This is a genomic window from Lacisediminihabitans sp. (assembly GCF_043726815.1).
In the GTDB taxonomy this organism is placed as follows: Bacteria; Actinomycetota; Actinomycetes; order Actinomycetales; family Microbacteriaceae; genus Lacisediminihabitans.
In genome coordinates this window covers 23,239-47,769 of record NZ_JAYSJZ010000066.1, presented here as the reverse complement: position 1 = coordinate 47,769, position 24,531 = coordinate 23,239, and the positions used below count along the sequence as shown (strand labels likewise).

General features: G+C 69.3%; 25 protein-coding genes. 16 read left to right on the top strand and 9 right to left on the bottom strand.

What is annotated here, in order from left to right:
* Positions 1-109: 109 nt before the first annotated feature.
* The 5 genes from ACHZD8_RS09670 (at position 110) to ACHZD8_RS09650 (ending at position 6,421) form a co-directional block, all read left to right on the top strand.
* Positions 110-1,717 (top strand): carboxyl transferase domain-containing protein, encoded by a 1,608-nt coding sequence (locus ACHZD8_RS09670; RefSeq protein WP_394770112.1) that lies wholly within the window; start codon positions 110-112, stop codon positions 1,715-1,717.
* A gap of 5 nt (positions 1,718-1,722) precedes the next feature.
* A complete protein-coding gene (locus ACHZD8_RS09665) occupies positions 1,723-3,747 on the top strand; it encodes an acetyl/propionyl/methylcrotonyl-CoA carboxylase subunit alpha (RefSeq protein WP_394770110.1) in 2,025 nt (674 codons plus the stop codon).
* On the top strand, positions 3,744-4,229 hold the full coding sequence (locus ACHZD8_RS09660) for a MaoC family dehydratase (RefSeq protein ID WP_394770108.1): 486 nt from the start codon (positions 3,744-3,746) through the stop codon (positions 4,227-4,229). Before ACHZD8_RS09665 ends, ACHZD8_RS09660 begins: the two co-directional genes overlap by 4 nt.
* On the top strand, positions 4,226-5,032 hold the full coding sequence (locus tag ACHZD8_RS09655) for an HpcH/HpaI aldolase/citrate lyase family protein (RefSeq protein ID WP_394770106.1): 807 nt from the start codon (positions 4,226-4,228) through the stop codon (positions 5,030-5,032). Before ACHZD8_RS09660 ends, ACHZD8_RS09655 begins: the two co-directional genes overlap by 4 nt.
* Before the next feature lie 399 nt (positions 5,033-5,431).
* The gene (locus tag ACHZD8_RS09650; RefSeq protein ID WP_394770104.1) at positions 5,432-6,421 is read left to right on the top strand and encodes an aldo/keto reductase; all 990 of its coding nucleotides are present in this window, start codon (positions 5,432-5,434) and stop codon (positions 6,419-6,421) included.
* A gap of 19 nt (positions 6,422-6,440) precedes the next feature.
* On the opposite strand, the gene ACHZD8_RS09645 is transcribed toward ACHZD8_RS09650, so the two are convergent.
* Both ACHZD8_RS09645 and ACHZD8_RS09640 read right to left on the bottom strand, forming a co-directional pair.
* Positions 6,441-6,785: a hypothetical protein gene (locus ACHZD8_RS09645; protein ID WP_394770103.1), complete on the bottom strand. Its 345-nt coding sequence runs from the start codon at positions 6,783-6,785 to the stop codon at positions 6,441-6,443.
* 95 nt (positions 6,786-6,880) lie between these two features.
* A complete protein-coding gene (locus ACHZD8_RS09640) occupies positions 6,881-7,504 on the bottom strand; it encodes a TetR/AcrR family transcriptional regulator (RefSeq protein ID WP_394770101.1) in 624 nt (207 codons plus the stop codon).
* A 313-nt stretch (positions 7,505-7,817) separates the two neighbouring features.
* Between ACHZD8_RS09640 and ACHZD8_RS09635 the strand changes: the two genes are divergently transcribed.
* Both ACHZD8_RS09635 and ACHZD8_RS09630 read left to right on the top strand, forming a co-directional pair.
* On the top strand, positions 7,818-9,173 hold the full coding sequence (locus ACHZD8_RS09635) for a M16 family metallopeptidase (RefSeq protein WP_394770100.1): 1,356 nt from the start codon (positions 7,818-7,820) through the stop codon (positions 9,171-9,173).
* Between the two features lie 29 nt (positions 9,174-9,202).
* A complete protein-coding gene (locus ACHZD8_RS09630) occupies positions 9,203-9,805 on the top strand; it encodes a histidine phosphatase family protein (protein WP_394770098.1) in 603 nt (200 codons plus the stop codon).
* 521 nt (positions 9,806-10,326) lie between these two features.
* Here the strand turns inward: ACHZD8_RS09630 and ACHZD8_RS09625 are convergent.
* The gene (locus ACHZD8_RS09625; protein WP_394770097.1) at positions 10,327-10,815 is read right to left on the bottom strand and encodes a GNAT family N-acetyltransferase; all 489 of its coding nucleotides are present in this window, start codon (positions 10,813-10,815) and stop codon (positions 10,327-10,329) included.
* Positions 10,816-10,894: 79 nt separating this feature from the next.
* Between ACHZD8_RS09625 and dapB the strand changes: the two genes are divergently transcribed.
* Together dapB and ACHZD8_RS09615 are read left to right on the top strand one after the other, a co-directional pair.
* Positions 10,895-11,710, top strand: coding sequence for a 4-hydroxy-tetrahydrodipicolinate reductase (gene dapB, locus ACHZD8_RS09620; protein WP_394770096.1), 816 nt, complete (start codon positions 10,895-10,897; stop codon positions 11,708-11,710).
* Entirely contained in the window at positions 11,707-12,150 is a 444-nt protein-coding gene (locus tag ACHZD8_RS09615; protein WP_394770094.1) for a hypothetical protein, read from the top strand. The genes dapB and ACHZD8_RS09615 overlap by 4 nt, the downstream gene beginning before the upstream one ends.
* Here ACHZD8_RS09615 and ACHZD8_RS09610 read toward each other — a convergent pair.
* Genes ACHZD8_RS09610 through ACHZD8_RS09595 form a run of 4 tightly spaced genes read right to left on the bottom strand, consistent with a single transcriptional unit; the run spans position 12,125 to position 14,601 of the window.
* Positions 12,125-13,111 carry a TIGR01777 family oxidoreductase gene (locus ACHZD8_RS09610; protein ID WP_394770093.1) on the bottom strand — a complete coding sequence of 329 codons (987 nt, stop codon included), beginning with the start codon at positions 13,109-13,111 and terminating at the stop codon, positions 12,125-12,127. The two genes, ACHZD8_RS09615 and ACHZD8_RS09610, sit on opposite strands and share 26 nt — an antisense overlap.
* Complete coding sequence (locus tag ACHZD8_RS09605; protein WP_394770092.1) at positions 13,111-13,536, bottom strand: OsmC family peroxiredoxin; 426 nt, start codon at positions 13,534-13,536, stop codon at positions 13,111-13,113. Before ACHZD8_RS09605 ends, ACHZD8_RS09610 begins: the two co-directional genes overlap by 1 nt.
* Positions 13,537-13,575: 39 nt before the next feature.
* Positions 13,576-14,127 carry a DUF4395 domain-containing protein gene (locus tag ACHZD8_RS09600; RefSeq protein WP_394770090.1) on the bottom strand — a complete coding sequence of 184 codons (552 nt, stop codon included), beginning with the start codon at positions 14,125-14,127 and terminating at the stop codon, positions 13,576-13,578.
* Positions 14,128-14,166: 39 nt separating this feature from the next.
* On the bottom strand, positions 14,167-14,601 hold the full coding sequence (locus tag ACHZD8_RS09595; RefSeq protein ID WP_394770089.1) for a TlpA family protein disulfide reductase: 435 nt from the start codon (positions 14,599-14,601) through the stop codon (positions 14,167-14,169).
* A gap of 127 nt (positions 14,602-14,728) precedes the next feature.
* On the opposite strand from ACHZD8_RS09595, the gene thyX reads away from it, so the two are divergent.
* Entirely contained in the window at positions 14,729-15,466 is a 738-nt protein-coding gene (gene thyX / locus ACHZD8_RS09590; protein WP_394770088.1) for an FAD-dependent thymidylate synthase, read from the top strand.
* A gap of 20 nt (positions 15,467-15,486) precedes the next feature.
* Here the strand turns inward: thyX and ACHZD8_RS09585 are convergent, their stop codons facing one another.
* The gene (locus ACHZD8_RS09585) at positions 15,487-17,184 is read right to left on the bottom strand and encodes a SulP family inorganic anion transporter (RefSeq protein WP_394770087.1); all 1,698 of its coding nucleotides are present in this window, start codon (positions 17,182-17,184) and stop codon (positions 15,487-15,489) included.
* Complete coding sequence (locus ACHZD8_RS09580) at positions 17,181-17,603, bottom strand: ArsR/SmtB family transcription factor (RefSeq protein ID WP_394770085.1); 423 nt, start codon at positions 17,601-17,603, stop codon at positions 17,181-17,183. The genes ACHZD8_RS09585 and ACHZD8_RS09580 overlap by 4 nt, the downstream gene beginning before the upstream one ends.
* 667 nt (positions 17,604-18,270) lie before the next feature.
* On the opposite strand from ACHZD8_RS09580, the gene ACHZD8_RS09575 reads away from it, so the two are divergent.
* The 6 genes from ACHZD8_RS09575 to ACHZD8_RS09550 all read left to right on the top strand — a co-directional run bounded on the left by ACHZD8_RS09575 (position 18,271) and on the right by ACHZD8_RS09550 (position 24,506).
* On the top strand, positions 18,271-18,729 hold the full coding sequence (locus ACHZD8_RS09575; RefSeq protein ID WP_394770083.1) for a type IV toxin-antitoxin system AbiEi family antitoxin domain-containing protein: 459 nt from the start codon (positions 18,271-18,273) through the stop codon (positions 18,727-18,729).
* A gap of 3 nt (positions 18,730-18,732) precedes the next feature.
* Positions 18,733-19,710: a 4-hydroxy-tetrahydrodipicolinate synthase gene (gene dapA / locus ACHZD8_RS09570; RefSeq protein ID WP_394770081.1), complete on the top strand. Its 978-nt coding sequence runs from the start codon at positions 18,733-18,735 to the stop codon at positions 19,708-19,710.
* 71 nt (positions 19,711-19,781) lie between these two features.
* Positions 19,782-21,458, top strand: coding sequence for a ribonuclease J (locus tag ACHZD8_RS09565; RefSeq protein WP_394770080.1), 1,677 nt, complete (start codon positions 19,782-19,784; stop codon positions 21,456-21,458).
* A 98-nt stretch (positions 21,459-21,556) separates the two neighbouring features.
* Entirely contained in the window at positions 21,557-22,552 is a 996-nt protein-coding gene (locus ACHZD8_RS09560) for a hypothetical protein (protein ID WP_394770079.1), read from the top strand.
* A complete protein-coding gene (locus ACHZD8_RS09555; protein WP_394770077.1) occupies positions 22,549-23,274 on the top strand; it encodes an ABC transporter ATP-binding protein in 726 nt (241 codons plus the stop codon). Before ACHZD8_RS09560 ends, ACHZD8_RS09555 begins: the two co-directional genes overlap by 4 nt.
* Positions 23,271-24,506: an ABC transporter permease gene (locus ACHZD8_RS09550; protein WP_394770076.1), complete on the top strand. Its 1,236-nt coding sequence runs from the start codon at positions 23,271-23,273 to the stop codon at positions 24,504-24,506. Before ACHZD8_RS09555 ends, ACHZD8_RS09550 begins: the two co-directional genes overlap by 4 nt.
* Positions 24,507-24,531: the final 25 nt, after the last annotated feature.

Here is a 24,531-nt window from a genome sequence, read left to right as displayed (position 1 = left end):
TCTTCCGCGTGTCCCGCACAACTATAGACATTCCCAGTTAATGAACGCTAACCTGATTTGAGTTAACGCGCACTAACCGAATTCGCGGGGGCGCAGGAGGGGCAAGTCGATGAAGACCCTGAGCGACCGGCAGGACACGGCGAGTGCGACCTTCCGCCGCAACGACGCCGCGCAGCGGGCGCTCGTGGTCGACCTCCGGGAACGGCTCGCCGTCGCCGCGGCCGGGGGTCCGCAGGCCTCCCGGGATCGTCACGTGGCGCGGGGAAAGCTCCTGCCGCGCGAGCGCATCGACCGCCTCCTGGACGAGGGCAGCCCCTTTCTCGAGATAGCGCCGTTGGCCGCGAACGGCCTGTACAACGACGAGTGTCCGGCGGCCGGGGTGATCGCCGGAATCGGCCTCGTGCACGGTCGGCACGTGCTCGTGATCTGCAACGACGCCACGGTCAAGGGCGGCACCTACTACCCGATGACGGTCAAGAAGCACCTGAGGGCCCAGGAGATCGCGCTCGAGAACCGGCTGCCGTGCGTCTACCTCGTCGACTCGGGCGGTGCGTTCCTGCCGCGGCAGGACGAGGTCTTCGCCGACCGGGACCACTTCGGCCGCATCTTCTTCAACCAGGCCAGGATGTCGGCGGCCAAGATCCCGCAGATCGCCGCGGTGCTCGGCTCCTGTACAGCGGGTGGCGCCTACGTGCCGGCGATGAGCGACGAGGCGGTGATCGTTCGCGGCCAGGGCACCATCTTCCTCGGCGGCCCGCCCCTCGTGAAGGCCGCGATCGGCGAGATCGTGACCGCGGAGGATCTCGGCGGGGGAGACGTGCACGCCAGGATCTCCGGGGTCACCGACCATCTCGCCGACAACGATGCGCATGCCCTTCAGATCGTGCGCGACATCATCGAGACTCTCCCGGCGCCGTCGGCTCCCGGCTGGGCCGTGCTGCCGAGCCGTGAGCCGGTCGCGGACGTGACCGAGCTCTACGGGACGGTGCCCACCGACGTTCTCGAGCCGTACGAGGTGCGCGCCGTGATCGCGCGGCTCGTCGACGCGAGCGAGTTCCACGAGTTCAAGAGGGAGTACGGCCAGACCCTCGTCACCGGGTTCGCGCACCTGCACGGGCATCCGGTGGGCATCATCGCGAACGCGGGGGTGCTGTTCAGCGACTCCGCGCTCAAGGGCGCGCACTTCATCGAGCTGTGCGACCAGCGGGGCATTCCGATCGTCTTCCTGCAGAACATCTCCGGCTTCATGGTGGGTCGGGATGCCGAGGCCGGAGGCATCGCCAAGCACGGGGCCAAGATGGTCACCGCCGTCGCGACGGCGCGGGTCCCCAAGCTCACGGTGGTGATCGGCGGGTCATTCGGCGCCGGCAACTACTCGATGGCCGGCCGCGCGTACTCTCCCCGATTCCTCTGGATGTGGCCGGCCAGCCGGATCTCGGTCATGGGCGGGCCGCAGGCCGCATCGGTGCTGGCGACCGTGCGCCGGGAGCAGCTCGAGTCACGCGGGGAGGAGTGGTCGGCCGAGGACGAGGCCGCCTTCACCGCCCCCATCCGCGAGCAGTACGAGACGCAGGGCAGCCCGTACTTCTCCACCGCGCGGCTCTGGGACGACGGCGTGATCGACCCGGCAGACACCCGCACCGTGCTCGGCCTGGCCCTCGGGGTGTGCGCCAACGCCCCCCTCGACGAGACCGCCTTCGGCCTGTTCAGGATGTGACCCCCGTGACCACTGCGCTCGTCTTCGACACCGTGCTCGTCGCCAATCGCGGCGAGATCGCCTGCCGCATCATCGGCACCCTCCGCCGGCTCGGCATCCGCTCGGTCGCCGTCTACAGCGACGCGGACCGCGGGGCGAAGCACGTCGCGCTCGCCGATGTGGCCGTGCGGATCGGGCCCGCCTCGGTGCGAGAGAGCTACCTCAACGCCGACGCGATCCTCGCGGCCGCGGCCTCCTCCGGGGCGCGCGCCATCCATCCCGGCTACGGCTTCCTCTCGGAGAACGCGGAGTTCGCCACGGCCTGCGCGGCGGCCGGCATCGTCTTCGTCGGGCCGGCGGTCGACGCCCTCGAGATCATGGGCGACAAGATCCGGGCCAGGAGGCACGTCGCCGAGCACGGCGTCGCGGTGATCCCCGGCGTCGCGGACCCGGGGCTCAGCGACGATCAGCTCATCGCCGCCGCCGAGTCGGTCGGCTATCCGCTGCTCGTCAAGCCGTCGGCCGGTGGCGGGGGCAAGGGCATGGAGATCGTGCGGGAGGCCGACGCCCTTCCGGCGGCTCTCGCCACGGCGCGGAGGCTCGCTGGGGCCGCCTTCGGCGACGACACGCTCTTCCTCGAGCGACTCGTCTCCCCGGCCCGCCACATCGAGGTGCAGGTGCTCGCCGACGGGGCAGGAAACGTCATCCACCTGGGGGAACGGGAATGCTCGCTCCAGCGCCGCCACCAGAAGGTGATCGAGGAGGCTCCGTCCCCGCTGCTGCACCCGGATGCCCGAGCGCGCATCGGCGAGGCCGCCTGCGCGGTCGCCAGGAGCGTCGGCTACACCGGGGTGGGAACCGTCGAATTCCTCGTCGGCAACGACGACGCGGACGAGGCGTTCTTCATCGAGATGAACACCCGGCTGCAGGTGGAGCATGGCGTGACGGAGCTCGTCACCGGGGTGGACCTCGTCGAGTGGCAGCTGCGCGTCGCGGCCGGCCAGGAGCTCACGCTGGGCCAGGGCGACATCCTGCTCACCGGGCACGCAATCGAGGCCAGGGTCTACGCCGAGGATCCGGAGCGCGGCTTCCTGCCGAGTACGGGGAGCGTGCTCGCCCTGCGCGAGGCGACCGGCGCCGGTGTTCGGGTGGACAGCTCGCTGCTGCCCGGCCTGGTGGTCTCCGCCGACTATGATCCGCTGCTGGCCAAGGTCATGGTCTGGGGAGAGGATCGCGCCACCGCTCTCGCCCTGCTCGACCGGGCCCTCGCCGACACCACGGTCCTGGGCGTCGGCACGAACATCGAATACCTGCGGCTGCTCGTCGCCGACCCGCACGTGCAGGCCGGCCGCCTCGACACCGGACTGATCGATCGCCGCCTGCCCGAACTCGCCTTCCGGCAGCCCGACGACGCACTGTACGCCGCCGCCGCTCTTCTCGAGCACGCCTCCCGCTGGGACGCCGCGCCGACGGGACACGTGACGGAGCCCTGGACGCACCATGCCGGCTGGCGAATGGGTGAACCCCGCCCGAGCCGCTACAGCTTCACGGCGGCGGCGGGCACGGCCGTCGAGGTGTCCGTCGTCGGGCGGCCGGACGACGCCACCGTCACCCTCGGGGGCGTCCATCGGGCGCGCCTGCACGTGTCGGGCGACAGCCTCACCCTCGAGCTGGACGGAATCCTGCAGTCGTTCCGCTTCGCGCGGGACGGCCAGACCATCTGGCTCGGCCAGGGCGGCTTCTCCCGCGCGCTTCGCCTGCGCTCCCGCGAGGAGCAGCTCGTGGCCGCCGTCGCCGTCGACGGGCCACGCGGCCCCGAGGTGCGCACTCCCATGCCGGGCACCGTCGTCGGGGTCTCGGTGGCCAGCGGGGACACCGTCGAGGAGGGGCAGACCATTCTCGTGGTCGAGGCCATGAAGATGGAGCACCGCGTCACCGCCACCAGGAGCGGCATCGTCACGGTCACCGTTCTGCCGGGGGACGTGGTCAGATCCGACCAGGTCGTGGCCTCGGTACTGTCTGAACAGAGTGCAGGGGAGCAACCGTCATGACCGAGGAACGCCGCATCGTGGAGCAGCGCGGGCTCTACTTCGAGGAATTCGAGTTCGACGTGGTCTACCGCCACAGTCCGGGCCGCACCGTGACCGAGGCCGACAACGTGCTCTTCACGACCCTCACGATGAACACCCAGGCCCTTCACCTCGATGCGGCGTGGGCAGCCACGCAGCCGTTCGGCGAACGGCTCGTCAACTCGATGTTCACGCTCGCGACCATCGTGGGCGCCTCGGTCACCCAGCTGACCCAGGGCACGATCGTCGCCAACCTCGGCTTCGGGGAGGTCTCGTTCCCGCATCCGCTCGTTCATGGCGACACCCTGTACTCGGAGACCGTCGTCCAGGCGAAGCGGGTGTCGGCATCCCGACCCGGGCAGGGGATAGTCACGCTCGCGCACACCGGCCGCAACCAGCACGGCGTGGTCGTCGCGACGGCGCTGCGCTCGGCGCTCGTCTGGTGCGAGGGGGCCTCGCGGTGACCTTCGCGATGGGGCCCTCCCTGCTGTTCTGTCCGGCGGACCGGCCGGACCGCTTCGCCAAGGCGCAGGAGCGGTCGGATGCCGTGATCATCGACCTCGAGGACGCGGTGGCCCCGCAGAACCGGGCGGCGGCCCGCGAGGCGCTCATCGCGACACCCCTCGACCCCGAGCGCACCATAGTTCGGCTCAATCCCGCCTCCAGCCCCGACTTCCTGCTCGACCTGGAGGCGCTCGAACTCACCTCGTACCGAACGGTCATGCTCGCCAAGGCGGAGGGCGTGCGCGACCTCGACGGCCTCGCGGGCCTCGAGGTGATCGCCCTGTGCGAGACCGCTGCCGGCGTGCTCGCGGCGCCGGCCCTCGCCGCCGCCCGGGAGGTCGTGGCACTCATGTGGGGCGCCGAGGACCTGCTCGTGTCCCTGGGCGGCTCGTCGAGCCGGCGCCCCGACGGCGGCTATCGCGACGTCGCGCGCCACGCGCGTTCCGCGGTGCTTCTCGCCGCGGCGGCGTCGGGCGTCGCGGCGATCGACGCGGTGTTCCTCGACCTGCCGAACCTCGCCGGTCTGGCCGAGGAGGCCCGGGATGCCGCCGAGAGCGGCTTCGCGGCGACCGCGTGCGTGCATCCGAGTCAGGTCGCGGTGATCCGCGAGGCGTACACGCCGGGCGACGAGCAGGTGCGGTGGGCGAGAGAACTATTGGCGGTCGCGGAAGGCGAGTCCGGAGTCTTCCGATTCGACGGGCAGATGGTGGACGGGCCGATCCTCGGCCACGCCAGACGGCTCGTCCAGCGCGCCGGTCGCTGACCGAACGTTCGGGCGCCGAATTGGCGAAGGGCCGCCCGGCACCCGAAGCCGGCGGCCCTCCTGTCGCCCGTTTAAAGTCGGCGCGAGACTGTGACGAAAACGCCGCGCGCTGTGGGCGGCGGTTCCTCGGATGCGGTGCGCATCCTCACGCCTTCGAACCTAGGCAGGGGACCCTCGGTTTGCCAGTGGACTCGAGGAATCCCCGGCAGCTGCAAAGGAATCTCTCAGCATTCCCCGTCAGTGCGGCGCGAATCATAACGATTCGGGCACTTAACGCATAATTCACACGAGGTTCCACGGTTTGTCACACGCCTGTCCTATGGTCGAAATCAGATCGTTGGTTACCTGATATTGCCGGCGGTCGATAGATAACACCGGGGGGTGGAAATGACACAGGTATTGCCCGACACAGCGAAGGCAGCAGAGAGCGCATCGACGCTTGGGGACACCCAGCCGATGGTCCTGGCGCGCGCACGTCGCCGGCTCGGTCAGTCGGACCTGCGCGTCTTTCCGCTGGCCATCGGCGGTAACGTCTTCGGCTGGAAGGCCGACACGGATACCACGACAGACATTCTCGACGCCTACGCCGAGCACGGCGGCAACTTCATCGACACGGCAGACTCCTACGCGGGCGGCCGAAGCGAGATCATGATCGGCAACTGGATGCGCGACCGTCGCAACCGGGCCGAGATGGTGGTGGCGACCAAGATCGGCAAGAGCGCGGACAACCCCGGCCTGTCCGCCGGCGCGGTTCGTCGCGCAGTCGATGCCTCGCTCGAACGGCTCGGCACCGACTACATCGACCTGCTCTACCTGCACATCGACGACCACACCGTGGACTTCGAAGAGACGCTGCTCGCCGTCGACGACCTCGTGCGAGCCGGCAAGGTGCGGTTCTCCGGAGCGTCAGACCACTCGGGCAACCGGCTCATCGAGGCCCGCGTGATCGCGGCGCAACTCGGCGTGACCCCGATGGTGGCGCTGCAGAATCACTACAACCTCGTGCACCGCAGGCAATTCGAGGGCGACCTCGCTCGGGCGGCAAGCCAGCAGCGCCTCGGCGTGATGCCCCGCTTCGCTCTCGCGAGCGGCTTCCTCACCGGCAAGTACCGTACCCGGGCCGACCTGGCTCGCAACAGCCGGGGCAAGGAATCTGCCCAGTACCTCAACAAGCGCGGCCTGCGCGTGCTCGCGACCCTGGACCAGGTGGCCTGGGAGCAGCGAGTGAGCGTCGGGGCGATCGCCCTGGCCTGGCTGCTGTCGAAGCCGGACATCGTCGCTCCCGTCGCGAGCGCCACCGGCCCGGATCAGGTGCGCGAGCTCGTCGCCGCGGCGCACGTGCAATTGAGCCGCCACCAGCTGGCCGAACTCGACCGCGCCTCGGTCTGAGCCCCACCGACCGGCGTCGTCAGCCGAGACCGGGGATGTGCAGCCAGCCGGCGGCGATGAGAACGACCACCGAGTTGAGCACGAGCGCGATGAACGTGGCCGTCGACGAGCCGCGGCGGCGCTTGCCCGGCAGCACCACGAGCGCGATGAGCACGGCCTCGAGCACGAGCGAGAAGGCGAACGTGGTGAACGGCACGGGGAGCGCGACGAACAGGGAGACGAGCATGAGCCCGGCCAGCACCAGCTCCGCGACGGCGAGGACCGAGTTGCCACGCTTGCCCTGCAGCCTGACGATTCCGTCGTAGATGGCCAGGGCGGCGGCCAGAATCGTGATGATCAGCAGCCAGGTGAGCGTGACGGTCATGGGGTCCCCTCGACGAAAACGGCCGTCGGTGCGACGACCGCTCCCAGACTAACCAAGCCGGGGCCGGGCCGAGGGGGAGGGAAACTCGAGAACGCTCAGCGTCGGCTGTCGGCGAGGATTCGCTCGGCGACTCGCTGCAGGGCGGCGACGGCGGCGATCGAATCGCCGACGTAGCCTCCGGTCAGGGCGCCGTCGCGGGCGAGAACGAACTCGTCGCCGGCGTCGCCGGGCAGGGGATGCCCGATCGCCTTGAAGAGGTCGGTGATCACTCCGGCATACCAGTCGCGGTGCTCGAGCACGAGTTCGCGCACCGGGTGGCGAACGTCGGTGAACTCGATGGCCGCGTTGATGAACGCGCAACCCCGGAACCCGGGCGCCTCGATCGTCGCGACGATGTCTTCGGTGTGAGCGCGGATGGCGTCCGCCGGAGCGGGGTGGGCCTCGACGAGCGCGTTGAGGTCGGCGACGAAGCTCTGGTGGCGGGCCGTGATGTAGTCGAGGATGAGGCGGTCCTTCGACCCGTAATGCTTGTAGAAGGTGGCCTTGGTGACGCCGGACTCGCTGATCAGCCTGTCGATTCCGACGCTGCGGATGCCCTCGTCGTAGAAGAGCCGGTTGGCGGTCTCCAGGATGCGGATCTTGGCCGGGGCGGGCGGGAGCACCCGGTGGGGGGATACCCGGGCACGCTGGCCGATCGGATCAGTCTCAACAATCGGCACAGCGTGGCTCCCTCGGGCTATTCGGCTAGGTGTCCTCAAGCCGTTCGGCAGCAAGCCGGACCTCGGGGATGGTCCGACGTATTGCCCCGCAGGCATTGTGCTTGCGGTGTGTTGTATGGTTCGCTCGCCTCGGGCGGCGAGCCGTCAGAAGAACCTTCGGGTGGTTCATCTGACGCTTTACACACTAACACAACGGTGAGGACAGACAAGTCGGTTTGTCCTCTTTTTTCGGGAGGGCTGCACCCCAGTTTGGGGGACCTTCGCCGGCGTCCCCGAATCCCCTCAGCGGCGCTCGTGACGTAGGCTCTGTGCAATGACTGGTGCAGCCCCGCTTCCCCTCGATCAGGCCGAACTGACCTTCACCGCATCCGGCGACTCCCTCGTGCGACGCAGCGTTCTGCCGAGCGGCGTGCGTGTGCTGAGCGAGCAGGTTCCCGGAGCCAGAAGCGCGACTATCGGCTATTGGGTGGCGGTGGGATCCCGCGACGAGGTGGTGGCCACCTACGGCAGCACACACTTCCTCGAACACCTCCTCTTCAAGGGCACCGCCACCCGCACCGCCCTCGACATCGCGGTGAGCTTCGATGCCGTCGGCGGCGAGCACAATGCGATGACCGCGAAGGAATACACCTGCTACTACGCGAAGGTGCAGGACAAGGATCTTCCGATGGCGGTCGAGGTGCTCTCCGACATGATCACGTCGTCTGTCATCGACCCGACGGAGTTCGAGACCGAGCGCGGCGTGATCCTCGAAGAGCTCGCCATGGCGGACGACGACCCGTCGGACGTCACGAGCGAGCGGTTCTTCGAAGCGGTTCTCGGCGAGCATCCGCTGGGTCGTCCGATCGGGGGGAGCCCGGAGACCATCCAGGTCGCCACCCGCGAGTCGGTCTGGGACCACTACCGAGCCAACTACCGGGCCCGCGACCTGGTGATCACCGTGGCCGGTGCCGTGGACCACGACGAGCTCGTGGCCGCGGTCACCCGAGCGCTCACCGCGGCGGGCTGGGACCTCTCCCTCGAGGCGGCACCCGTCGAACGGCGCGACGCCAGCCACGAGGTCATCGAGCGCGGCAGCCCCCTCGTGGTGGTGCACCGCCCGATCGAACAGGCCAACATCCTGCTCGGCGTGCCCGGCATCCCGGCCGCCGACGAACGCCGGTCCACCCTCGCGGTGCTCAACTCCGTGCTCGGCGGCGGAATGTCGTCTCGTCTCTTCCAGGAGATCCGGGAGAAGCGTGGCCTCGCATACTCGGTCTACTCGTTCTCGCCGAGCTACTCGGATGCCGGTCTGTTCGGCCTCTACGCCGGCTGCTCGCCCGCCAAGGCGACCCAGGTCACCGAACTCCTGCTCTCCGAATTCCGGCGCCTCGCCAGCGGCGGAATCACCGACGACGAGATGCGTCGCGCCGTCGGGCAGTTGAGCGGGGCATCGGCGCTTGCACTCGAAGACTCCGACACGCGGATGTCGCGCCTCGGCCGCTCGGAGATCACGCTTGGCGAGTTCGCCGACCTCGACGAGTCGCTGCGCAGGTTGTCTCTCGTCACCGCCCATGATGTCAGGGAGCTCGCCGTCGAGCTCGCGGCACGACCGCTCTCGATCGCCGCTGTCGGCACGATCGACGCGTCGACGTTCGATGGGCTCGCTCTCGAGCCCATCGCCGTCTGAACCGCACACCAAGGAATTCAGGAACAACGATGTCCCACTTCATTTATCTGGTCAGACACGGCGAGCAGCAGGATGCCGAGCACGGCCTCCCGGACGGACCGCTGTCGGCGCGCGGGGCGCGCCAGGCGAAACTCGTCGCCGATCGCCTCAGCGGCGTGCCGTTCACCGGGGCATGGCACTCACCCCTGCAGCGGGCGGAGGAGACGGCGAAGATCATGACGGCGAGCATGCCGAGCCTCGACGCCCAGCCGTCCGCGCTGCTCTTCGACTGCATCCCCTCCGGTCCGACGTCCGACATGCCGCACGCCTTCGAGCCGTTCTTCGGCTCGGTCACCAAGCAGGAGATCGAGGCCGGCGAGGCGCAGATGGCGGATGCCGTGGCCGAGTGGCTGACTCCGGCGCGGGAGGACCGCCACGACCTGTTGATCACCCACAACTTCGTGATCGCCTGGTTCGTGCGCGAGGTGTTCGATGCCCCGTCCTGGCGCTGGATGGGGCTCAACCAGGCCAACTGCGGCCTCACCATCATCCGGGTGCGGTCGGCCAAGCCGCCCGTGCTCATCACGCACAACGACCTCGGGCACCTGCCGGCCGAGCTCCGCACCGGGTTGCCCGACGGGCAGCCCTTCTAGGTGTAGTGCTCAGGGACGTGGGCTCTCCCCGCCGCTGTGCGGCACTCCCTTGCCCTGGCACGGGTTGTGCAGGACGGTGCCGGTCCACGGGTGCCGGCCCCACAGACTCCAGTTGTGCAGGACGGGTTGTGCAGGACGGCTTGTGCAGGACGGCTCGGGCGGAGAGCGAGGACGAGAGGCAGAACCGACGGGAGCGTCCTGCAGACCGGGACCCGTGGGTCGCCACACCCCTGCCGTGTCCTGCACAAGCTGTCCTGCACAAGCTGTCCTGCACATGCTGTCCTGCGCCAGCGGTCCTGCGCTAGCGGTCTTGAAAAGGTGTCCTGCATATCCAGAGTCTGCGGGGTAGGCACCCAAGACTCCGGGCCCCGTCCTGCAGAACACCGCCCGACCGACGCGGCCGGCACCGCCAGAGGGCCGCCGAAGGCCACACGCGAACATCCGTAACCGTGTAGTGAGTCACAGAGCATCATGGTGGGACAGGAGGATCACCACATCGACCAGCCTGCCTGGCAGTACCTCTAGCCGAGCAGTTTCGAATACCAGTTGGTGGCGTTCGGGTTGTCGTTGTAGGCCGGGATGTCCACGAAACCGCTGGAGCGGTAGAGTCCGCCCGCGGCGGTGAGGCTCGAATTGGTGTCGAGCACCAGTTCCCGGGCGCCGAGGCCGAGCGCCCACCGCTCGAGCTCGCCGAGGAGCGCCCGGCCGAAACCACGTCCCCGGGTGGACGGGCGAAGGTAGAGGTGCTTGACCTCGAACCGGCGGCCGCTCGCTCCGGTGGCGATCTCGCGGATCCCGCCGCAGCCGACCTCCGCCGGCAGTCCGCGGTCGTCGACGTCGGCGACGACGAGGAACACTCCCCGGGGCGGAACGAACTGCTCGGCCGTGGGGAACACGGTTCGATAGGCGCCGGGGCCGCCCGGGAAGCCGGCGGCGCGGGCCTCGAAATACTCGCTGAGCAGCCGGTGCGCCGACTCGTCATCGACGGACACTTCGCGCCAGGACACCATGCCTCCAGCCTAGGCCGGGCACCGGGTGCGTCGGGGCGAGCGGCGAGGAGGCCCCGGTGCGGGTTGGTAGATTTGCCTCATGACAATCAGGGTCGCCGTTGTCGGCGCGACGGGCAGGATGGGCCGGCTCGTGTGCCGGCTCATCGAAGAATCGGCCGACCTCGAGCTCGTCGCTCGAATCGGGTCGACCGGGGATCTCGCCGAGCTCCTCACCGCCGACATCGCCGTGGACGTGACCCTTCCGGCGGTGAGCGAGGGGATCGTGGCCTTCGCCGTGGCGAACGGCGTGAGCATCCTGGTGGGCACGAGCGGCTGGTCCAGCCAGCGCATCGCGGCCCTCGAGACCAGGGTGGCCGAGCAGAATCGCACCGGGATCGATCCGGTCGGCGTGATCATCGTTCCCAACTTCTCCATCGGGTCGGTGCTCGCCACCTCATTCGCGGCCATGGCGGCCCGCTTCTACGACTCCATCGAGATCATCGAGACCCATCACGCCACCAAGGTGGACTCGCCGTCCGGCACCGCGGTGCGCACGGCCGAGCTCATCGGCGCCGCGCGCTCCGCCCTCGGCCCGGTCATCGCCCCGCACGCCGACCAGCGTGCCCGCGGACAGCAGGTGGCGAGTGTGCCCATCCACAGCCTTCGGATGCAGGGGGTCGTGGCCCGGCAGGACGTGGTGTTCGGCGGCCGGGGCGAGACCCTCACCCTCAGCCACGAGACCCTCGACCCCTCGTCGTATGAGGCGGGGATCCTGCTGGCGCTGAGTGCGCTGCCCGGCACGGAGGGCGTCGTCGTGGGGCTGGACCGGCTCATCGACCTCGCGAGGGTCGAGGCGGAGGCCGTCACGTCCGTTCCGCCGGAAGATCAACGGCCGGAAGGCGCGCAGCCAGAATGAAGGGTCGCATCGCGGCGATCGTGATGGCGGCGCTGCTCGTGCTGTACCTGGTCGTGGTGACTCAGCTCGCCATCCGGCTCATCGCCGTCGACAACGGCGTCGCGAAGGCGCTCGGCGTCGCGCTCATCGTGCTTCCCCTGATCGGCGCCTGGGCGCTCGTGGTGGAACTTCTCTTCGGCATCCGCAGTGAACGACTCGTGCGACGACTGCGGGATGCCGGGGAGTTGCCCGTCGACACCCTGCCGAAGCGCACGAGCGGGCGGCCCGAGCGCAGCGCGGCCGACGCCGAATTCCCGCGCTACAAGGCCGAGGTCGAGGCAGACCCGGGCAGCTGGCAGGCGTGGTTCCGCCTCGGACTGGCCTACGACGCGAGCGGTGACCGGCGCCGTGCCCGGCAGGCGATCCGCCGAGCGATCACGCTCGAGCGGTCGGCGAGCTGACGCTCGGCCTTGTGTCTTTCGAACGCATGACCAGGGCGTCGATCGCCTCTTCGGCGGTGCGGTGACGGAACTCGAACCCGTCGGCGAGGAGCTTCTCGGGAATCACGTTCTGGCTGCTGAGCAGCAGCTCGTGGGCGGCATCCCGAAGAACCGCCTCGAGCACCCGGGTCGGGGCGACGAAGGAGTACCAGCGGTGTAGGCGCTCGGCCACGTAGCTCGTGATGCGGTCCGAGGTGGCGGGCGTCGGCCCGACGAGGTTGACGGGGCCGCTCAGCTTCGAGGTGAGCAGATGCCGGATCGCGGCCGCCTCGTCGTAGAGGCTGATCCAGGGCCAGAAGTCGCCTCCCGTACCGAATCGCGATCCGAGGCCGACCTTGGTGAGGGCGAGGATCGGCGCCATCGATCCGCCGTTGCCGAGCACGAACCCGGTGCGGAGGGTCACGAGGCGGGTCTTCGCCGGGCGGATCTGGGCGGCCGCCTCCCACGCCTCCACGACGTCGGCCAGGAAGCCCTCGCCCCGCCGCGACTGCTCGGTGAGACGCTCGCCCGGCCGATCCCCGTAGATGCCGACCGCCGAGGCGCTGAGGAACACTGCCGGGGGCTTCGCCGCCATCGTCATCGCCTCGGCGAGGGCCTTCGTGGTCTGCAGGCGGGAGTCGAGGATCTCCTTGCGGTAGCCGGCCGTCCACGGCAGGCGGCCGAGCGAGGCTCCGGAGAGGTTGATCACCGCATCCACCGAGTCGATGAGTCCGGAGTCGAGGATGCCGGCGCTCGGCGCCCAGTTGATCTCGTTCTCGGCGCGGGGCTGCCGTCTCACGAGCACTCGCACATCGTGGCCGTCGGCGAGCAGCTGGGTGGTCAGCTCGCGGCCGATGAATCCGGACGCACCGGAGACGAGAACCTTCAGGGAACGCTTGTCGCGGAGTCGGCGGGGAACGGCGGGACGCTCGGATTCAGGCACTATGCGAGAGTAGCTTCCAGTGTGATGGGGATGCCGGATAACGCGCGCGAAACCGGGCAGTTGGCCTTCGCATCCTCGGCGATGCGCTCGAAGTCCGCCTCGCTGATGCCGTGCACGCGCGCACTCACCAGCAGGTGGCTGCCGGTTATTCCGGTGCCGGGCGCGAAGGTCACGGCCGCCGTCACCTGCAGGTCCTGGGGCGGTGTGCCGAAGGTCGCGAGCGCGCTGGCGAGTGCCATCGAGAAGCAGGCAGAGTGGGCGGCGCCCAACAGCTCCTCCGGGTTAGTCATCCCGGCGACACCCTCCGAGCGGGCGGCCCAGCTCACCGCCAGCCGGGCGGCCCCCGACGAATCGAGGGTGGTGGTGCCGGAGCCCGAGGGGAGGTCGCCGACCCACACCGTTGTCGCTTCACTGGTCACAGCCATGATGCCTCCTCCATTGGAGACTCCAGACTATGCCAGGCGCTAGGCGGCGGGCCGGGCCTTGATGACTCCGCCGCGCAGCAGAAGCAGGTAGATCTGGCAGCCGAGGCAGTAGTCGAAGACGGAGTTGAGGAACGCCGCGACGAAGGCGAGAGCCGCGAAGATCACCAGCGCGAACGGCACGCCGGCGAGGTGCAGCACCACGCCGACGAGGGTGACGAACAGGCCGACGCCCTGCGAGAAGGTGGGGGGAGCCGGGTCTTCGAGATGACTCGGCGGGCCGACCCGCGGACGAACGAGCGTCTTGTAGAGCCAGCCGTACGGATGCCGACGTACTCCGGCGAATGCGCCCCAGGCGAAGAGCGCCGTGATGAGGACGAGCAGCACGAAGGAGGGCTCGCTTGCGCGCGCGGCGATGGTCGCCGCGGGACCGGCCGCCGAGCCGAGTCCGAGCCCGATCGTCACGAGAAGCAGCACGGCGGTGATGCCGGCACCGAACCGAGGCCCGCGGGGGTCGATTCCGGGCCGGCCAGGAGCGGCGGCCAGGCCACGCTTGGAAGGGGGCAGCGTCGGCTGGCTCGACTGGGCGGTCATGGCGTCTCTTTCGTCGTGGTCGCGGTCTGCGGTTGCCGGTCAGCTGGCGGCGAGGATCCGGTCGAGTTCCGCCCGCACCTCGCCCGGGCGCGGTGCGCCGCCGATTCGGGAGCGCACGACGCCCCTCGCGTCGAGGATGAAGGTGGTGGGCGACTGGAGCAGGTTGAACCGGTTGGCGATGTCCGGCCGGTGCGTCACATCCACATCCACGTGTCGAACGGGGTCGAGCTCGGCCGCGAGCGATCTGAGCAGCGTCCTGGTGGTCTTGCACGGGGCGCAGACCTCGGTGGAGAACTGGAGCAGAGTGGCTCCGCTACCGGCCACGGCGTCCGCGGACAACTCGGAGACCGAGATCACGGTGTCGGACGACGAGACGGCACGGGCACGACCGGTCGAGGCGCGCCAGACCAGCCCGGCGGCGGTGGCCAGGGCCACGAGACCGAGCAGCGATGCAGCGATAGCGAGGGGGTTCATCGTGCTCGCAAGAATATTCCGCGCGAGGAGCGGGCGCTGCACTGTGACGTCCCGTTACGCCCACGGTGACGCGATCGGCGGAGTGGCGGTGAGGGCGATGTCCGAGGCCTTCGCTAGGGTGAAAACCGTGCCAAATGACATCGAGTTCCGCTCCGACATCACCGTCGAGCTCGTCCGTGCAAGTGCCCATGACTCCGACGTGCTCTTCGCGGCTCGAGTCTCCACCCAGGGGGAGCAGACCCTCGAGGCGGCCCAGGCATCCGAAGACACCGAGGCGGGGGACAAGCGCGCCCGCGGGCTCATCAACTACCTCATGCGCGACCGCCACGGGTCGCCGTTCGAACACAACTCGATGACCTTCTACGTGCAGGCGCCGATCTTCGTGTTCCGCGAGTTCATGCGGCACCGCATCGCCTCCTACAACGAGGAATCCGGGCGCTATCGCGAGCTCAACCCGACCTTCTATGTCCCGAACGCCGATCGCAACCTGGTCCAGGTGGGCAAGCCGGGCGCCTACGAGTTCCTGCCAGGCTCCACCGAGCAGATCTCGCTGGTCGACCACGAGACGCGGGCGCAGAGCGTCTCCGCGTTCCAGTCCTACCAGCGGATGCTGGAGGCCGGCGTGGCCCGCGAGGTCGCGCGGATCGTGCTTCCGCTGAACATCTACTCGTCGATGTACGTGACCCTCAACGCACGCTCGCTCATGAACTTCCTCTCGCTGCGCACCAAGCGGGAGGGCACGACCTTCCCGTCCTTCCCGCAGCGGGAGATCGAGATGGCCGCGGAGAAGATGGAAGACTTCTTCGCCGAGCTCATGCCGCTCACCTACGCCGCGTTCAACGGCAACGGCCGCGTAGCGCCCTAGCTGGTAGGCCGGTGACCGGGCTAGCCGTTCAGTGAGCGGCGGGCGGGCATGAGGCCGCGCGCGTAGGCGATCGCGGACGGGGTGTCGGCGAAGATGCGACCGGCCTCCCGGAGGTGCGTGCCCACGTCGAGCGCGTCGAGAACCGCCTCGTGCCCCGGTCGCACCCCGGAGACGAGCACGGCGATGCCGCGGTGCTCGAGCCGGCGGATGGCGTCGCTGAGCACCGAGGCGCCGGTCGCGTCGATCGTGCTCACGCGGGACATCCTCAGGATCACCACCGTCACGTCCGCGACCTCGGTCAGCTCGAGCAGGAAGCGGTGGGCAGCGCCGAAGAAGAGCGGACCATCCAGCCGATAGGCCACGATGTGCTCGTCCATGAGGGCACGTTCCTCCGCGCTGCGCTCTCCGTCGAGCGGCACCTCGGCATCGAGCGCCTCCTTCTGCACGCGCGCCGACCGGGCCACCGCCCGCAGCGCGAGCACTCCGGCCACTCCGAGCCCCACGGCGACGGCGGTGACCAGGTCGAGGGCCACGGTCACGCCGAGGGTCAGCAGCAGCACCGCCGCATCCGCCCTCGTCGACCGCAGGAGGGCCTTGATCGAGCTCACCTCGATCATCTGAACCGTCGTCGCCAGGAGCACCCCGGCCAGCGCGGCGAGCGGGATGCCGCCGACGAGCGGGGAGGCGACGAGCACGATCGCGGCGAGCACGAGCGAATGGGTTATCGACGCGACCCGGGAGCGGGCCCCGGCCCGCACGTTCACCGCGGTGCGGGCGATGGCCGCCGTCGCCGGCACGCCGCCGAAGAGGGGAACCACGATGTTGGCGATTCCCTGGCCGAAGAGCTCCCGATCCGGGTTGTGCCGTTCGCCGACGCTCATCGCGTCGGCGACGGTCGCGCAGAGCAGGCTCTCGAGGGCCGCCAGCGCGGCGACGACGAAGGCGGAGGGGAGCAGGGCGCCGATGCGGGAGAGATCGAAGAAGGCGAGCGTCGGTGCCGGGAACCCGGCCGGGAGCGCACCGATCATCGGCAGCGAGAGGCCGGCGAGCTGGGCGGTCACCGTCGCGACGACCACGGCGGCGAGGGAGAACGGCAACACGGGCTTCCAGCGCGCTCCGAGCAGGATCACCGCCGCGACGCCGAGCGACATCAGGAGCGCGGCGGGGTGCGGGTTCCTCGCGAAGAGCAGCACGGCATCCCAGGCGATCTGCCAGACGTGTTCTCCGGCCCCCGCCTTCACCCCGAGCATGTTCGGCACCTGCTGCAGGGCGATCACGACGGCGATGCCGGCCGTGAATCCCTCGATGAGGGACATCGGAAGGTAGCGCACCCAGCGTCCGACGCCGCTCGCGGAGAGCACGAGCAGGATGATGCCGGCCATCAGTCCGACCTGCAGAACGCCGTCGACGCCAACGCTGTGCACGACGGGGAGCAGCACGACCGTCATCGCCCCGGTCGGACCCGAGATCTGCAGGTTGCTGCCGCCGAACACCGAGGCGAGCACCCCGGCGATGATGGCGGTGATGAGGCCCGCCTGGGCGCCGAGGCCCGAGGCGACGCCGAAGGCGAGCGCGAGGGGAAGGGCCACGATCGCGACAGTGAGCCCGGCGAGGAGGTCCCGGCCGGGGGAGCGTCGAGCGGCGCGGAAGTCGTCCTTCCGTGGCAGGAGCGTCCTGGCGAACCGGAGGGCCTCCGTCGTGGCCTCGCGGGCGGTCATCGGGAGGTGCTGGCGGGGCCGGCCGGCCCGGGAGTCGCCAACTCCGCGTCGATGTCCTCGGCCTGCAGGTTGGCGAGCAGCTGCTGGGAGTCCTCGAGGGTGGTCACGAGCATCTGGCGTGCGACCGCGAGCAGCTGCGACATTCGAGGGTCGCGCAGCGAGTAGTAGATGGTGTTGCCCGATCGCCGCGTCACGAGCACGCCGCCCCGACGCAGGATTCCCAGTTGCTGGGACAGGTGGGACATTTCTATGCCGAGCGTCTCGGCAAGTTCACCGACCGGACGCTCCCCGCCCACCAGAACCTCGAGCACGCGCACCCGCACGGGGTGGGCAATGGCCTTGAAGAGCTCGGCCTTCAATTGGGCTATGGGCAATTGGGTTACCGGCAATTGGCCCACCGGTCGGTCTCCGTCTCGCATCACTCAACAATATGCCTACTTGACAATTACGTCAATTAGATCTCGCCTGGCCGCTTGCACGGCTCCACTCACCCGGCAGACTCCAGTTCTGCAGGACAGCATGTGCAGGACAAGGGTCTGCAGGACAGCGTGTGCAAGAAAGCGTCGCCGCCGCACACCTTCGTCGCCCCGACGCTGGGCACCGGCACCGGCACCGGCACCGGTACCGACACCGGCGCCGCGGCGCAGGCCTGACGGCTCCCTACCCCCACAGACTCCAGTTCTGCAGGACACTCTCTGCAGGACGCTCCGCGCGCCAGACTCGGGTGGCCCGACTCACCTGGACCAGTCGCAGCGGACCGACGGTCGCTACTCGGTTCCCGCAGGCCCTCCTCGGGACGGTCTCCCTGCTCGTCCGGCACCTGCGGCGCACCGCCCGGTGACGGCCGTGTCCTGCAGATCGCGTCCTGCAGAACTGGAGTCTGCGGAGCGGCTACGGGAGGGTCGATGCCGCGCGGATCGCGGAGGGGCTCCGGATCGCAGATCATGTCCTGCAGAACTGGAGTCTGGGGAGGGTAGCCGGCAGGCAAGGGTGCGACATCTCCTCCGACGTCGCCACGGGGAGCGTGCCGCCCACAGACCTGGTCCGTGACGACCTCGTCGCCGGGGTGCCATCCACACTCGGCACATGCAGCGTGTCCTGACAGTCATCCACGAGCTGGGGGGAATCGCCAGACTGAGCGAACTCGGCAGCCACGGCTATTCGCCCGAACTCATCGGGATGCTTGTCGACTATGGGCGCATCATCCGTGTGCGCAAGGGCTGGTACGCCACCACGGACACCGATGACGCGCTGATCCGGGCCTGGCGGGTGGGCGGGAGGCTCGCCTGCGTGAGTGCGCTCGCCCACCACGGGTTCGGCGAGCCCGATCAGCTGGCGCTGCACGTGAGTGTGCCGAGGACGGCTTCGAGGCTGCGGACGGCGCATGACTACCGACAACGGCTGGCCGAGCATCCGGATGCGGCCATCGTCGTCCATTGGACTCGCCGGCCCGTGCCGGGCGACCGCAGGGCCGTGGACGCGGAGTTCGCCCGCGAGCAGGCGGCGGTATGCCGCGCATCGGGGGCGGCGCACGATACCCTGTAGTACGTGTCTACGTCATCAAATCCGTTCGGCCAGGTTCTCGTCGCCCTCGTGACTCCCTTCACCGCCGACGGTGAGGTCGACTGGGCCGGCGTGGAGAAGCACATCGACGACGTGATCAGCGCGGGGGCGGACGGCATCGTCGTGACCGGCACGACGGGCGAGACCTCCACGCTCACCGACCCGGAGAAGCTCAAGCTCGTCGAGGTGGGAAAGTCCGTGGCCAACGGCCGCGCAAAGATCATCACCGGGGGAGGGTCGAACGAGACCGCCCACGCGATCGAGCTCTACAAGCACAGCGAGAAGGCCGGCGCTGACGCGGTCATGATCGTGACCCCCTACTACAACAAGCCGACACAGGCCGGCGTGCTCACGCACTTCCGCATGATCGCCGACGCGACCGACCTGCCGGTGATCCTCTACGACATCCCGGGGCGCACCGGCATCCCGATCAAGTACGAGACGATCCTGCGCGCGGCGCAGCACCCGAACATCCGCGCCATCAAGGACGCCAAGGGCGACTTCAGCGAGGTCAGCCGGGTGCTCAACCAGACGGACCTGCTCTACTTCTCGGGCGACGACGCGAACGTGCTTCCGCACCTGTCGATCGGCGCGACCGGCCTCATCGGGGTCACCGCCAACATCGCCGCGGCGCCCTACCGGGTGATCGTGGACGCGGTGAACGCCGGCGACCTCGCCACGGCGACGGCGGCCCACCGGCAGCTCGAGCCGCTCGTGCGAGCCGTGATGACACACGTGCCAGGCACCGTGGCCGCCAAGTACATCCTGCACGGGCTCGGCCGCATCGGCAGTCCGCGAGTGCGCCTGCCGCTCGTCGGCCCCGAGGACAACGAGGCCGCCCAGATCGAAGACGAACTCGCCATCGTGGGGGAGATCCCCGGTGTCGATCTCAGCAACTTCCGACCCGATCGCAACGCGGCGGCGGGCGGCGCCCTGCCCAAGGTCGCCGGCACGACCCGCTGACCAACGAACTTTAACCGGGGGCTAGAGACCCCACACAACCGGCCACACCGGCCACACACCAAATGGATTCCATGAACTCACCTGTCTTCGACCCACGCCCACTCGCTCCGGGAACGCTCCGCGTCATCCCGATCGGCGGCCTCGGCGAAATCGGTCGCAACATGACCTCCTTCGAGATCGACGGCAAGATCCTCATCGTCGACTGCGGCGTTCTCTTCCCCGAGGAGAACCAGCCAGGCGTCGACCTGATCCTGCCCGACTTCAGTCCCATCAAGGACCGCCTCGACGACGTGATCGGCGTCGTGCTCACCCACGGCCACGAGGACCACATCGGGGCGGTGCCGTACCTGCTGAGGCTCCGCCAGGACATCCCGCTGATCGGCTCGACGCTCACGCTCGCCCTCGTCGAGGCGAAGCTCAAGGAACACCGCATCAACCCGTACACGCTCACCGTGCGCGAGGGCCAGCACGAGAAGCTCGGCCCGTTCGACCTCGAGTTCATCGCGGTCAACCACTCGATTCCGGATGCCCTCGCCGTGGCCATCAAGACGAGCGCCGGCGTCGTGCTGCACACCGGCGACTTCAAGATGGACCAGCTACCCCTCGACGACCGGATCACCGACCTGCGCGCCTTCGCACGGCTCGGCGAGATCGGCGTCGACCTGTTCCTGCCGGACTCCACGAACGCCGACGTGCCGGGGTTCACCGCCCCGGAGCGCGACATCGGGCCCGTGCTCGAGTCCGTGATCTCCAAGGCGCCGCGCCGGGTGATCGTGGCGAGCTTCTCGAGCCACGTGCATCGTGTTCAGCAGGTGCTGGATGCCGCCCACGCCAACGGCCGCCGCGTCGCCTTCATGGGGCGCTCCATGGTGCGCAACATGACGATCGCGGCCGACCTCGGCTACCTCAAGGTGCCGGCCGGCGTGCTCATCGACGCCAAGAAGGCCGCCGACCTGCCGGACAACAAGATCGTCTACATGTCGACCGGCTCGCAGGGCGAGCCGATGGCCGTGCTCGCGCGCATGGCCAACCTCGAACACCAGATCGAGGTGGGCAAGGGCGACACCGTCATTCTGGCCTCGAGCCTCATCCCGGGCAACGAGAACGCGGTCTACCGCGTGATCAATGGTCTCACCAAGCTCGGCGCGAACGTCGTGCACAAGGGCAACGCCAAGGTGCACGTCTCCGGGCACGCCTCCGCGGGCGAGCTGCTCTACGTCTACAACATCCTGCGCCCGAAGAACGTGCTCCCCGTGCACGGCGAGTACCGGCACCTCGTGGCCAACCAGCGCCTCGCGATGGACACCGGCATCCCCGAGAGCAACACGATCATCGGTGAGGACGGCACGGTCATCGACCTCAAGGACGGCGTCGCCGAAGTGGTCGGGCTGCTCGACCTCGGCTACGTGTACGTCGACGGGTCGACGGTCGGCGAGATCACGGATGCCGACCTCAAGGACCGCCGGATCCTCGCCGAGGAGGGCTTCGTCTCGATCTTCGTGGCGATCGACGCCCAGACCGGTCGCGTCATCGTCGGGCCGGAGATCCAGGCGCGCGGCTTCGCCGAAGACGAGGCCGTGTTCGACGCGGTCAAGCCGCTCATCATCCGCGCCCTGACCGACGCGGCCGCGAACGGCACGCGCGACACGCACGCCTTCAGCCAGGTGATCCGCCGCACGGTGGGTCGCTGGGTGAACTCGTCCCATCGACGTCGTCCGATGATCGTGCCGGTCGTGATCGAGGCGTAGCGCTCCGTCCCTGGAGCATCATCCGCAAGGGTGATGTTTGCTCACGATAACTCCGCTAGGGTGGCCGAAGGTCGTGGTCACCAAAGTCGGGGGTTGTCGTGGGCATTGCGCGCAAATGGGTCTTTCCGATCATCCGGATGGTGATCTTCGCGGCCATCGCCGTGGCGCTCGTCAAGGTCGCCTTCTTCTCCGGGGCGACCCAATCGGCCGACCCGACGATGGCCACCGGCCACATCATTGAGCCGCAGAGCACCGTCGCGACGGGCACCATCACCAATGACGTGACCCTCAAGGGCTCGATTTCGGCGGATGCCGCGGTGCCGATCAAGGCGACCCTCGCCGGCGAGGTCAAGAAGGTGCTGGTGACCCAGGGCCAGGCGGTGGACGCGAAGACCGCCATCCTCACCGTGCGCTCGGAGACGGCGTCGCCAGACGGCACTCTGCTCGCCAAGACCGTCACCGTGCTGGCGGGCTCCGCCGGCACCCTGTCGTCGTTCCCGGTGATCGTCGGCCAGATCGTCGCCGTGGGTGACGCGGTCGGTCAGGTCGCGCCGCCGACCTTCAGCGTCACGGGATCGCTCTCGCCCGAGCAGCAGTACCGGCTCCTCAACCAGCCGACCGAGGCCACGGTCGCCATCACGGGCGGCCCGGCGCCGTTCGCCTGCACCGGACTGACGATCTCCACTGCCGTCGCCGGGGCGGCTGCCGACCCGACCGTCGGCGATGCCGGGGGCGCGGCCGGCGGAACCTCGGTGCGCTGTGCGGTGCCGGCGGGGGTGAAGGTCTTCGGCGGCCTCTCCGCCACGCTCACCATCTCCGGCGGGGTCGCCGACAAGGTGCTCATCGTGCCGGTGACTGCCGTCGAGGGCAGTGCGGGCACCGGAACCGTCTACACGCAGAAGGGCGACGGGTCCACCGAGAAGCACGCGGTGGGCCTCGGCCTCACCGACGGCAGCAACGTGGAGATCACGACCGGTCTCAAGGCCGGCGACAAGGTCCTGCAGTTCGTGCCGGGGGCCGTCGCCGCGCCTGACGTGAACGGCTGCGTCATCACACCAGAGGGCGGAAACATCTGCCAGGGCTCGTCGCAGTGACCCTGCTTCGCCTCGAGGGCGTCACGCGGTCGGTCATCCTGCCGGACGAGGAAGTGCTCGAGATCCTCCGGGGAGTCGACCTCGCGGTGGACGTCGGCGACCACGTCTCGATCGTCGGCCGGAGCGGATCGGGCAAGTCGACCCTCCTCAATCTCCTCGGCCTCCTCGACACCCCCACGGCCGGGAGCATCTTCTTCGACGATCGACTCACCAGCTCGCTCTCGGCCAACGAGCGGGATCGCTCCCGCGGCGCGGACATCGGCTTCATCTTCCAGCAGTTCAACCTGCTCGGCGGGCGCACCGCGCTCGAGAACGTCATGACGCCCCTGCTCTACGCGACCGGGCGGATGTTCTGGCGGCGCAGACAGGTCGCCATGGAGATGCTCGACCGCGTGGGCCTCGCCTCGCGGGCCCAGTCGATCCCCGAGAAGCTCTCCGGCGGGGAACAGCAGCGGGTGGCGATCGCCAGGGCGCTCGTGCGCGGCCCGCGCCTGATCCTCGCCGACGAGCCGACCGGGGCGCTCGACATCGAGACCGGGGTCAGCGTGATGGGCCTTCTCGACGACGTCGCGGAGAGCTCGGGCGCCGCCCTCATCACCATCACCCACGACGCCAACGTCGCCGCGCTGGCCAGGCGGCACTATCGGCTCGATCGGGGAGTGCTCACCCCGGTGGACGTCGGCCGGGTGCTCGCCCTCGCCGCTCCCGAGGTCACGCTGTGAGGGCGCGCGGCTCCCGGCAGTCGCCGGCCGTGGCGTTCGTCGGAGCCTTCAGCGAGGCGTGGGCGGAGGTGCGCATCCACCGCACCCGCGTTCTCCTGAGCCTGATCGGGGTGGCGGTGGCGGTGACCGCGATCACCTCGGTGGTCGGCCTCGGGAGCGTGGCCGAGCAGTCCCTGCGCGAGTCCAACGAGCGTAACGGCGGACGTCCGGCCAGCATTCAGGCCTACGTCAGCTCGCGGGACGGTTCCCCCGTCGAGTCCGGTGCCGTCGCCGCGGCCTTCCAGACCACGATGGAGCGCTACGGCATCGAGTACCACTCCCGTCGCACCGAGGCGAGCCTGCGCATCCAATTCGCCAACGGGGCGGCGGACGTGAGCGCGACGGCGATCGATGTGCCATTCGGCACGATGCGCCGGGTGCCGATCGCCCACGGATCGTGGTTCGCCGACTCTGACGCCACGAGGCTGGCACCCGCGATCGTGGTGAACGGCACATTCTGGAGTCAACTCGGCTCTCCCGACCTGCGCACCCATCCCACCGCGGCCGTGCTCGGGCAGCATCCGACCACGGCCGTCGTGATCGGCGTGACCAAGTCCAACCCGCTCGACCCTCCCACGATGTACCTCCTCACCGACGCCTACAGGGCGCTGGCCGACACCTCGGCGCAGCAGGGGCCGATGCCCGGCTTCGAGGCCTGGGTTCCGACCGCGATCTCGACGGAGCTGATCCCGCTCCTCAAGCGCGATCTCGCGGCATCGGCGCCCGTGGGCAGCACGGTGGAGGTGAACCGCAGCGACTACGCGGCCTATGGCGGGGCCGACCCCCTGCTCCCCTTCAAGATCGTGGTCGGCGGCGTCGCCGGACTCGTGCTCTTCCTCGGCGCGCTCGGACTCGTGAACATCTCCCTCGTCACCGTTCGCCAGCGCATTCGCGAGATCGGCATCCGGCGCAGCTTCGGCGCGACGGCGGGGCGGGTGTTCTTCGCCGTGATGATGGAGAGCGTTGTGGCGACTCTCGCGGCGGGAGTCGTCGGCGTGGCCGCCGCGATCGCCATCGTGGAGAACCCCTGGCTGCAGGCCCAGATCTCCCAGGGGGTGGTCGACCTTCCGCCGTTCCCGATCGAGGCGGCGATCGTCGGACTCGTCGCGGCGACCGCCGTCGGCGCCCTCGCCGGGCTCCTGCCCGCGATCGTGGCCGTGCGCGTGAAGGTGATCGACGCGATCCGGTACTGACACGCGCCCCGACGCTACGGGGTCT